This is a genomic window from Methanosarcina sp. Kolksee (assembly GCF_000969945.1).
Classification (GTDB): Archaea; Halobacteriota; Methanosarcinia; order Methanosarcinales; family Methanosarcinaceae; genus Methanosarcina; species Methanosarcina vacuolata.
Genome location: NZ_CP009524.1, coordinates 229,879 through 241,247, shown reverse-complemented (window position 1 = coordinate 241,247; position 11,369 = coordinate 229,879). Strand labels below are relative to the sequence as shown.

The following is an 11,369-nucleotide window of genomic DNA, read 5'->3' as shown; positions in this document are numbered from 1 at the left end:
AAAATTAAAGGTCAACAAAATTCACGATATCAATTATAAGCAGATATTAGAGTTTTTTACGGAAAAAAAGGCTTAAACAGTAATCATTAACAAAATAATACTAATTTTGGCGCTTTAATACTAGCAAAATGATACTGATTACGGAGCTCATACATTATATACTCGATAATATATATTAAGAATGATATATTAAGTAATCTGAAAAATGAAGAAAAAACCGGGACTCACTTATGTTTGCTACCTTGACCAGCATTGCAATTTTCATTGCAAATCCCGCTTTTTGTAACTTTGATTTACCACTTAAGGTATCTGGTCACCCAGATTACATTCTTTCTCAACAAATATTTTCTTAATTCATCGATTCCGAGCAATAATATCGCAAAAGGAACAGCAATTAGCAAATATCTGAGGTCAAGAGGAGAAGTATTGAAAATAAGATTTGCCGACGGATTCCAGATAATAAATGCCAGAATCAAGAGTTCACTTGCAATTCCTACCAGGACAGTACGGTTGCTGAATAAACCCATTGAGAAGACTGATTGATAACGTGTTCGGGAAGCAAAAACATTAGCAATCTGGCATATAATCACTGCTGAAAAGAAAGCGGTTATTGACTGCATATAAAGGGGATTGTTATTTGCAAGCTGCTCTCCAAAACTCCAGCCCCCCTCAAAAAGTACGGCAAAATAACAGAAAAAGCCTGCAATAGCTTCTACAGGACCCTTTATTGCGTAAGCTGTAAAAAGCAGAGGAGGAGTCAAAAGCTTTTCTTCTTTCGCTCTGGGAGGTCTTTTCATAATATCTCCTTCCCCTTTTTCTTTTCCCAGGGCAATCGCAGGCAGCATATCCGTGCCCAGGTCGATTGCCAGGATAAGCTGTACAGGCATGGGAAGGGGCAGGGCAAAGAGGACGAAGGCTATGAAAGGCAGGATCTCAGGAATATTGCTGGCAAGGATGTATACGATGAATTTTTTAATATTATCAAAAACCGTCCTGCCTTCTTCTACAGCATTCACAATCGTAGCGAAATTGTCATCAAGGAGTACCATATCCGCAGCTTCGCGCGCCACATCCGTACCGCTGCCCATAGCAACGCCCATATCCGCATTCTTGATTGCAGGAGCATCATTTACCCCGTCTCCTGTCATGGTCACTATCTCCCCTTCGGCCTGAAAGAGCTTTACAATTTTCAGTTTTTGTACAGGAGAAGTGCGGGCAAAGACAATGCTCGGATTTTTTAATCTTGAAGCAAGGTCTGCGCGTGATAGCGTTGCCAGTTCATTTCCGGTAATAATCTCCAGGTTTCCGGAGTTTGCAAGTCCCACGTCTTTTGCTATTGATTCTGCAGTGACAGGGTGATCACCTGTGATCATGACAACCTTGATCCCGGCTGTATGGCACTTTGCTATAGCTTCTCTGGCTTCAGGACGTGGAGGATCTACAATTCCTACAAATCCCAGGAAGATGAAGTCCCCTGTATATTCCGTTAGTTCTTCTATCGGCCTGTACGCAAGGGCTATAATTCTTTCTCCTTTTTTTGCAAGGTTCAGGTGCCGGTTAAGAAGCTCCTGTTGTTCAGTTTCATCCAGCTTCCGGGTCCCTCCTGAATCCAGGGATGAACTGCACATTTTCACAACTACTTCCGGGGCGCCCTTGAGATAGACTTCAAGTTTTCCTTCCGGAGTGCGGCAGATAACTTCCATTCTTTTGGTCAGCGAATCAAAAGGAAATTCTTCCAGCCTCGGATAATCATGTTTAAGCTTTCCGATATCCTCCAGGCCATTTGCAAAAACGAGAAGTGCGCCTTCGGTTGGGTCACCGGTATATCCCGGGGCAGACTCGCGAAGTTTTGCATTATTACATAGCCCTGAAACTCTTATGAAAACAGAGGGCAATTTTTCAGGGTCCCATACAGGTTTTTTTAGGGCACAGAATTCTTCTGCCCCTAAATCCGCAAATTTTTCCACATCAACTTTGTTTGTACTTTCGCTGATGTCCTGTTCTGTGATTGTTTTTTTAGTGCTGGCAGGGTTTTCGAGAACGAGACATTCAAAACCGATCATAATAGAGTTTACTGCCATCTTATTCTGAGTCAGGGTACCGGTCTTATCCGTACAGATAACCGTTGTCGAGCCCAGAGTTTCTACGGACTCAAGCTGTTTTATAAGGGCATTCCGCGAAGCCATTCGCTTGGACGCAAGGCTAAGGGCAAGAGTGACTGTAGGCAAAAGTCCTTCGGGCACATTGGCGACAATAATTCCAATCGCAAAGATAAGGCTTGCAAGAAAAACATCCTGAAGAAGAAAAGCAAGTATAAAGAAGACTATTCCAAGGGAAATCGCAATTGTGGATATGACTTTTATGAAGTAATTTATTTCTCTTCGAATGGGGGTATCCACGCCCGAAGTCTGTTGTGTGAGTGTTGCAAGGCTTCCGATCTGAGTATTTTGTCCAGTGGCAAAGATAACAGCTTTTCCATTCCCGCTCTGTATCAGAGTCCCTGAGAAAACCATGTTTCTGCACTCCAGCATATTTGGATGAGTGCATTCAAGGGACCGAAGCTGAGGCTCGGATTCGCCAGTAATAGCCGAGTTATCCACTTTCAGAGTATTAATTTCAATCAAACGCCCATCGGCAGGAACCTTATCTCCTTCCTCAAGAAGGATGACGTCTCCTACCACAAGCTCCGATGCCAGAATATCCTTTACCTTTCCTTCCCTCAGGGTCCTGGCATGAGGCGGAAGAAGCTGACGAAAGCTTTCCATTGTTTTTTCAGCCTGGTACTCCTGTATGAATGTAAAGGTCCCATTGATGACTACAACGCCTGCAAGAGCAATTCCTATATACAGGTTTCCCTTCCCTGGATCAAGGTATTCTCCAATGAAAGACAGAATAAATCCCACAGTTAACAGGATCGAGAATAAATTCCGAAACTGCCTGAGATACTTTTTAATTATGCTCTCTTTTCCTGTTTCCTCAAGAATATTCGCTCCGCATTCTTTGAGCCGACTGGCAGCCTCCTGATCGCGGAGTCCGTTTTCGTCAACCCCTAGTTTTTGAAGAAAAACCGAAAGTGGAATACTGTGCTCGTTCCCCTGGGGCGAACAAATCTTGCTGTTATCGCCAGTCAGATTCTTCCCCATCGAATCCCCATTGTGATTTAATGTGATACAAGAATAAGAAGCTTAACATAGATTCCGAAAACATCTCGAAATCCAAAGTAAGAGAGGCAGCAAAGTAAAAGAGAAAATAAGGCAGGGAAAAATTACATCTGATTCGTTATCAGATCAGGCTTGATCCATTAACAAAGTAAAGTGAAAAATAGAGAACCCAGATACCGTAAAATAGAGAACCTAGATACCGTAAAATAGAGAACCTAGATACCGTAAAATAGAGAACCTAGATACCGTAAAATAGAGAACCCAGATACCGTAAAATGGAGAACTCAGATACCGTAGAAAGCTGAACAACGAGGTCGAAATTTATGACCCTATTTATTAGAAATATGGTAAAAAAATATTCTTGACAAATAGCTTTTATAAGTTGTCAACTAAAAAAATGCCCGTACTCTAATGTAATCAAAGGAGCCTGAGAATTATTTTTAGTACCCTTGTTTTCATCTCCACTCGGGTGAGGTGGAAAGGGAGATTCGAATTTATTTTTGAGTTCCCAGGCAAAACCTGAGATTTTAACTGTGTTTCAAAACTCTGGATTTTTTATTCCGGGGCGTGAAACCTTTTGGATATAAAAGGTCTAAACAATAATATTGTCAAATAGGCAATAAAATCCTAATAAAAATAAATTGAGATAACTTAAAAAGGTATGACTATGAGCGAATTTACACTTAAAACGAGACTCTTAGCTGCCCTTGAAGGCAAGCCCGTTGACAAAGTACCTGTCTGCTCCGTAACCCAGACCGGGATTGTAGAACTTATGGATGAAGTTGGAGCTGCCTGGCCTGAAGCTCACACCAATCCCGAGCTTATGGCAAAGCTAGCAATCGCCAACTATGAACTTAGCGGACTTGAAGCTGTAAGGCTTCCCTACTGTCTTACCGTGCTTGTTGAAGCAATGGGCTGTCAAATCAATATGGGTACCAAGAACAGACAGCCTTCTGTCATAGAACACCCCTACCCCAAAAGCCTCGATGGCGCAGCCGTCCCCGCAGACCTTCTGCAGAAGGGTAGAATCCCAGCCGTACTCGAAGCCATTAAGATTGTCAGGGAGAAAGTAGGTCCTGATGTTCCAATTATTGGAGGTATGGAAGGCCCTATTACAGTCGCTTCTGACCTGGTAAGTGTAAAATCCTTCATGAAATGGTCCATTAAAAAGACTGACCTCTTTGAACAGGCCCTTGATATCGCCACAGAAGCTGCAATCGCTTACGCAAATGCAATGGTTGAAGCCGGTGCAGATGTTATCGCCATTGCAGACCCTGTTGCTTCCCCTGACCTCATGAGCCCTGACAGTTTCAGACAGTTCCTCCAGGCAAGGTTACAGAAGTTCTCCGCCAGCGTTAACTCAGTGACCGTACTCCACATCTGTGGTAAGGTTAACGCGATCCTCAGTGACATGGCAGACTGCGGTTTTGAAGGCCTCAGCGTAGAAGAAAAGATCGGTAATGCAGCGGAAGGAAAGAAAGCCATTGGAGACAGAGCAAGATTAGTAGGAAACGTTTCCAGTCCTTTTACCCTGCTGCCCGGGCCTATTGACAAGATAAAAGCTGAAGCAAAAGCAGCTCTGGAAGGCGGCATCGATGTACTCGCACCTGGCTGTGGGATTGCACCCATGACCCCTCTCGAAAACATCAAAGCAATGGTTGCAGCAAGAGACGAGTACTACGCCTGAAAAGGCACAAAAATTTATTTATTTTTTTAAGGACACATTCCATAGCTCTAAGAATTTTAAAATACCTGGAATTATGTCCTACTTCATATTTTTTTAGTTTTAGCAGGTGGAGTGAAAACTCTAGAGCCAGACTCTGACAGGTTGTGAACTGAAGAGAGTCGTTTAGAATAAACAATTCAGTTAAATAGCTTTAGATCTAATTCAACATAATACATATCTAAATATATTAAACTCAGAATATGTCTAAAACGTACTGGCTAATAAATCTTAAACTTTTTTTGGAGGAGGTTAAGATATGAGAATAGGAGTTGCAATTGACCTCGGAACCAGCGGTTTTAGGGCCCAGAAAATTGACCTGGAGACCGGTGAAATTAAGAAAACCGTTATAACACTGAGAAATCCCCTGCCCGGAGCAAACGTAATGGACCATCTTGATTTTGCAATCCATTACGGGCTTGACAAGGCCCACGGGCTCTCGGCAACCGCGGTAAAAAATATTCTTGCTGAACTTGGAGTGGACCTGGCAGAAATGGAAAAATTTTCGATTTGCGGAAATCCAATTCAGCTTTCCATCTTTCAGGGTATTCCAATCGAAGACCTGGCATACGCAGGAGAGCGTAAAAAGCAAAAATACCACATAGAAGAGCAAAACAGGGATGCTCGCATAATACCCCTGGCTGAAATAGAGGGATTTGAAGAAGCTGCAAATTGCAAACTATTTGTGCCCCCGGCAATTAAACACGAAGTTGGAGCCGATGCTCTTGCTCTTATTGTAAAGGCTGGCATGATTGAGAGTAATGAGATCGCTATTGCGACGGACTACGGCACAAATGCCGAAATGGCTCTTAAAGCAAACGGTGTTATATATACCGGTTCAGCCGCTGCAGGCCCAGCTCTTGAGGGACAGGAGATAGAATACGGATCTATTGCTTCCCCTCATACAATTTCTGATGTGGAATTTGAAGGAGAAAATCTGCGGTGTTACGTACTTGACAGGGATATGACAGCCACCAGGGGTGACCTTGTAAATCCAAAAACAGGAGAAATCATAGAAAAGGGAGAACTTACTGCAAAAGGCATCACTGGTACCGGAGTTATTGCCCTTATAGAAGCAGGCATGAGAAACAAATTAATTGTGCTGCCAAAGATTCAAACTCCAGATGGCGTTCTCCACCTTCAAGACGGAATAAAATTCACGAATAAGGACCTTATTGAAGCAGGAAGAGCAATAGGTGCAATCAGGGCAGGACATATTACACTCTGTGCATCTGCAGGCATAGACATGGAAGAACTTCAGACCGCTCACATGTCAGGCGCTGCGGGTACTTATATGGACGCTGCAAAAGCCCATAAGGTGGGAATGATCCCTTACAATGCGAATTATGTTTCCCAGATAGGAAATACCTCCCTAACCGTTGCCAGGGAAATCCTGCTTTCTGAAGACAGGCTCTGGGAACTGCAGACAATTGCAAAGGAAATAGTGGGCACCCATGTAATGTTTGCAACCTCCGATGCTTTTAAGGAAGCTTATATGCTGGAGCTTGCTTACTGGAACGAGGGCATGGCCTTTAAGATGCTTCAGAAATTCCTGAAAAAGAAAAAACTGCCCATCATTGGTGAACCTTCTTCTATTCTCAAAATTGACCGCCAGGTTGAAAGGGATATTCCTGAACTTGGAGAAGAAGGGCTTGAAGTACTGGAAAAAGTCGGGACTTACCTTACTATGGTAATCGAGGGATGTGAAGGCTGCCATAAGTGCGTAAAGGTCTGCCCTAACGGAGCCCTGAGAATGGAAGAAAACGGAACCGTAAAAATAAGGACTGACCTCTGTGATGGCGCAAATTGCCAGCGCTGTCTGCACGCCTGCCCTGATGATAGATTTAAATGGGAAAATCTAACAGTCACAGGAAAGTAAAACGGGTAAGCTTATTGAGATTAAAAACAAATAAAGGAAAAATAATCAATAGGCGATGAGCAATAGGCAAGAAGGTACGAAGGGAGGAAAAAACGTGCAGGTCATTGTAGTGGGGGGATTTCTGGGAAGCGGGAAAACCACCACTATTATCAATATGGGCAAATACCTTGCAGAGAAAGGAAAAAAAGTTGCCATTATAGTGAACGAGATAGGGGAAGTCGGAATTGACGGGGATGTGATAAAAAAGTTCGGGTTCGATACGAAGGAAATCACGAGTGGGTGCATCTGCTGTTCTCTGAAAGTAGGGTTAAGGGTAACAGTTACTTATCTTGCAAATGAATACAAGCCTGACATCCTCATGATCGAACCCACAGGTATAGCTTTCCCGAATATAATAAAGAAAGAAATCGAACTCATGAACCTTGGCGAGCAGGTAAAAATCGCTCCTCTTGTGACCCTGATTGACGGCAGCCGTTTCAAGCACCTGATGAAAGAAGTAAAAGAATTTGCCATGAGGCAGATTATTGATGCGGAAATTCTCGGGATAAATAAGATAGACCTGATAGAACCTATTCGGATTCCAATACTTGAAGCCTCGGTCCAGCAACTGAACCCGAAATCCAAAATAGTCCTGCTTTCGGGAAAAGACACGGGCGAGAGCTTTGAGAATTTTATGCGGTTAGTGCTTCCGGATCTTGAAGAACTATCCAGAGAAGCGCCTGGAGCTGAGATAACAGAAGAAGAAAAACCTTCTAAAGCTGAACCTTCCGCACCGGAGGAGACCGAAAGTTCAATTGAAGCCTCAAAAGTAGGCAGTTATTCTGCAGAATTTGCAGTTGAAAACGGAAGTCTAAGTACTGAGGCTGCCAGGGAATTAACAACCGAACTGATGAACACGATAAAAGCGAAGGTGCTGCAACTAAATCCCGAATTTATAGGGCACATTAAGCTTTTCCTGGACAATGGGTCAGAAACCGTGAAACAGAGCGTTACAGTATATTATGAAGAGCCCCAGGAAGATGTGATCAAATCAAAGGAAGGAGCCACCCCTACCCTCAAGATACTTTCCGCGGTCTCAAACGTTGACAAGGAAGCTGTTAAAGCTGCTGTAAAAAATTCGGTACATGAGGTCTTTGAGAGAAAACAAATAAAAGTAAACAAAATCGAGCATGAACATAACCACGAACATGAAAACCATGAACATGAGCACCATGAACATGAAAACCATGAACATGAAAACCATGAACATGAACATCATGAACATGAAAACCATGAAAAACATAAGCATGGTGATAAGGAAGAAGAAATTCGTGAGTAAAGAATTTTTCCTCACATTTTTTAATTGATCTCCGGTTTAATTGATCTCCGGTTTTAATTGATCTCCAGTTTTAACTGATCTTTGAATTAGCCTTAATTTTTTAATTGATCTTCGTGGAACGGTCTATATAATACTGGGCCAGTTCATTACCCCACTCCAGGGCACCTGGAGTAAAACTCGTGATCTTCCGGTGATCGAATTCTCCTTCTTTTCCGAAGAGTTTCAGCATAAAGAAATTATCAGTAACCATGAAGGAAGAGGGCCTTATTTTGCCGGAGTATATATAAAGCGATACTTTATTTTCAAGCAATACATTAAATTCTTCTGTAAAGTCATTTTTGAATCTGTTATACACTTTTTCATCGAGCATAAGGTGTACTTCGGCCCCATTTTCCGCACAGGCAGCATGGATCGACGGGCAATCAGGACAGAAATAAGAGTAAAAGGATTTTATAGTTTTTGAATCATTTAGCTTGTCACGCAAATACCCTGGAAACTCGAAAAGGTGGTCAAGATCAGGCTCGTCCAGGTTACATTTTTTCAGCATATCAATTTTCTTAATCAGGTGTTCGGGAATAGGAGACCTGTCATGCTTTGACCAGTAGTCCTTGTTTCCGTCAAAAACGTCAAGAACAGCCTTAAGAGGGAGCATTCTCTCAACAATTACTGTTCCTATATCCGAAAGTTGGTAGATACTTCCCTTCTGCACTATCATATCCATATCTTTCAGTTTTTTAATTTGAGGCATTAGAGCACAGGAGTTTACATTAAGAACTTCTTTTATCTCGTTAATATCCATCGGCCCATTAGCTAACTGAACAAGAAGATTTTTTCTTTTTTCAGAGAAAAAAATCAGGTCTATAAGTGAACTCATGTTTATCAGCTTCCAATTACTCATATATTGTCTAAACCGGAACAAATTCGCCAGAATTTGCCCTAAAAACCACCACGATCATGGAGGCAGCATAGTTTCAGCCTTTAGTCAAGAGATGATGAAATAAAAAGCGTTTCATATCAACGATACATATCACGTTAATCAATATTAAAAGCAATTAAGATTTTATTCTTGCTTATTCGGGTCCTGCTCAGAGACATATATCCGTGTATCAATTGATAGAACTCTCTCGTCTTAAAAACGTGGAATAATTTTCAACCAGAACTAAATAAATATTGTGAGGATTATATTTAATTTCTGATAATATATAATGTATATTGTGGAGATCATATTTAAAGTATATTGAAAAGAGAGCTCTTTTATTGATTTGGGCTCTTTGTCATTCCCTGTGGAGAAAATACCTTTCAATTCGAGACCGCATTGGTTTTTATAAAGACATTATGAGGATATCTACACAAAACAACGAAAAACCTTGATCATAGAATATTATAAATGCCATTGAACTGTAAGCAGGGTCAAGTTCTTCAAAACTCTGGATATTCAGGATTCTGGATACTCAGGATTCTGGATACTCAGGAATCTGGATACTCAGGAATCTGGATACTCAGGAATCTAGATACTCAAGACTCTGGATTGTATATATTAAATATGCAAGTCAAGCCTTCAAATTTTCAATACCCTTCAATATTTGATGACTTCTTTTTTTCTAGCCTGCGGAATTTTGTTATCCCCCTGGAATATCGAAAATACAATGTGTTGGAAAATTCAGGCAAGTATGAAATTTGAGGAAAAGCTTATTTTTAAAAGGAGAAAATATTGGACCTCAATAAAAAACAGTGTCGGTTAAGCTATATACAATTGAGAGAATCTTTAATTATAGAGTCAAAAAGAATAACACTCTCTGGAGATAACCCCGAAAAAACGTTCTTAAACACTTGTGGCAATGTCTCCCCACTTTCGCCACCCTATAGAGACATTATCACTACCCAGAGAGTTATTCGGACTCTTGCTTAACTTATGGAAGGTGTAAAGGCATGAAATGTATGTTAATCGGAGGATTCTCGGGAAGCGGGAAAACCACACTGATAAGAAAACTTGTTGAACATTTGGGAAAACAGGGACAGAAAGTGGCAGTTATCGTTAACGAGATCGGAGAAATAGGGATCGATGGAGATACGATCTCGGAAGGGGAAGTTGAAACCAGGGAAATTACAAGTGACTGTGTCTACTGTCCCCTGAAAACCAGCATGGAATACACCTTGAGAAATATCATTGAATCTTACAATCCGGACACTATTATAATAGAACCCGCAGGAATAACTCCCCCTGGACAAATAAAAAGAAATATTGAAAATATGGGAATCCCGGGAATAACTTTTGCCCCGATAGTGAATCTTGTGGACGCTGCCCGCCTGAGTAAGGAGACAGGAGAGCTGCATAATTTCATGAAAAATCAGATAGGCGAGGCCGATATCCTGGGCATCAATAAAGTTGAACTTATAAACAACCGTGAAGAACTCCTGGAAATCTGCCTGTTCCTGCGCAAATTAAACCCCAAAGCAAGAATGATTCATTTTTCGGCCCTACAGGGAGGAGAAAATTTAGACAAATTGCTCGGACTGCTGGAAGAAACCAGTGGGAACAAAATAGCCCTGGGCAGAGAAAACTCGATTCAAATGTCGGGAGTTTCGGCCTATTCGTCCTAATTTGAAATCGCTTCACAGGAGATCTCCATCAAAACAGGGATTTCTGTTTCCGAGTAGATTCTGGAAGGCATAAAAAATAAGGCAGAAGAGCTAAACCCTGACTACATAGATCACCAAACCACATAAACGACCCAACCACATAAACAACCCTATCACATAAACCACTCAATAACACAAACCACCCTATCAAATAAACCACCCAACCACATAAACCATTCAATAACACAAACCACCCTATCACACAAACGACACAACCACATAAACAACCCTATCAAATAAACCATTCAATAACACAAACCACCCTATCAAATAAACCACCCAACCACATAAGCCACTCAATCACATAAACGACACAACCACATAAACTACCCAACCACATAAACCACATTAAGCTTTCTTTCAGGCATCAGGAAAATCTTGTAAAGGGAAGTGTAACCTCTGCGCACAATCCCTAAAATGGAAGTCCTTAAAAAATGAAGAAAATCTCAATCGAGAGTAGCGGTATTTTCTGCGGTAACGCCATGCCCAAAAACGAACTTATTAAAGCTGTGGATGGCAATAAGCAGATGCCTGAAAGAAAGACAGCTTTCCTCCAAAATTTAAAATTTTTCCTTAATAGTCCACAAAAGCCGTCATCTTTTTTGGAATATTTTTTATGCTGTTTCTAAGCCTTTAGCTCTGCAACTC

The 11,369-nt window shown here is 41.5% G+C and carries 6 protein-coding genes; 4 read left to right on the top strand and 2 right to left on the bottom strand.

Features of this window, described 5'->3' with window-relative positions; genetic code table 11:
- Positions 1 to 293: 293 nt before the first annotated feature.
- Entirely contained in the window at positions 294 to 3,143 is a 2,850-nt protein-coding gene (locus MSKOL_RS01180) for a cation-transporting P-type ATPase (protein ID WP_048153303.1), read from the bottom strand.
- Between the two features lie 685 nt (positions 3,144 to 3,828).
- On the opposite strand from MSKOL_RS01180, the gene mtaA reads away from it, so the two are divergent.
- The 3 genes from mtaA (at position 3,829) to MSKOL_RS01165 (ending at position 8,081) form a co-directional block, all read left to right on the top strand.
- The gene (gene mtaA / locus MSKOL_RS01175) at positions 3,829 to 4,848 is read left to right on the top strand and encodes a methylcobamide:CoM methyltransferase MtaA (RefSeq protein ID WP_197078800.1); all 1,020 of its coding nucleotides are present in this window, start codon (positions 3,829 to 3,831) and stop codon (positions 4,846 to 4,848) included.
- A gap of 295 nt (positions 4,849 to 5,143) precedes the next feature.
- The gene (locus tag MSKOL_RS01170) at positions 5,144 to 6,763 is read left to right on the top strand and encodes a methylamine methyltransferase corrinoid protein reductive activase (protein WP_048153302.1); all 1,620 of its coding nucleotides are present in this window, start codon (positions 5,144 to 5,146) and stop codon (positions 6,761 to 6,763) included.
- 94 nt (positions 6,764 to 6,857) lie between these two features.
- Positions 6,858 to 8,081: a GTP-binding protein gene (locus MSKOL_RS01165; protein ID WP_082091204.1), complete on the top strand. Its 1,224-nt coding sequence runs from the start codon at positions 6,858 to 6,860 to the stop codon at positions 8,079 to 8,081.
- 100 nt (positions 8,082 to 8,181) lie between these two features.
- Here MSKOL_RS01165 and MSKOL_RS01160 read toward each other — a convergent pair whose 3' ends face one another.
- Entirely contained in the window at positions 8,182 to 8,979 is a 798-nt protein-coding gene (locus MSKOL_RS01160; protein WP_048153300.1) for a winged helix-turn-helix domain-containing protein, read from the bottom strand.
- A 1,031-nt stretch (positions 8,980 to 10,010) separates the two neighbouring features.
- Between MSKOL_RS01160 and MSKOL_RS01150 the strand changes: the two genes are divergently transcribed.
- Complete coding sequence (locus MSKOL_RS01150) at positions 10,011 to 10,682, top strand: GTP-binding protein (RefSeq protein WP_052725296.1); 672 nt, start codon at positions 10,011 to 10,013, stop codon at positions 10,680 to 10,682.
- Positions 10,683 to 11,369 lie beyond the last annotated feature (687 nt).

What these genes read in the sequence shown, in the direction of transcription:
- MSKOL_RS01180 (WP_048153303.1), bottom strand. Translation starts at nt 3,143, where the DNA reads ATGGGGAAGAATCTGACTGGCGATAACAGCAAGATTTGTTCGCCCCAG.
- mtaA (WP_197078800.1), top strand. Translation starts at nt 3,829, where the DNA reads ATGAGCGAATTTACACTTAAAACGAGACTCTTAGCTGCCCTTGAAGGC.
- MSKOL_RS01170 (WP_048153302.1), top strand. Translation starts at nt 5,144, where the DNA reads ATGAGAATAGGAGTTGCAATTGACCTCGGAACCAGCGGTTTTAGGGCC.
- MSKOL_RS01160 (WP_048153300.1), bottom strand. Translation starts at nt 8,979, where the DNA reads ATGAGTAATTGGAAGCTGATAAACATGAGTTCACTTATAGACCTGATT.
- MSKOL_RS01150 (WP_052725296.1), top strand. Translation starts at nt 10,011, where the DNA reads ATGAAATGTATGTTAATCGGAGGATTCTCGGGAAGCGGGAAAACCACA.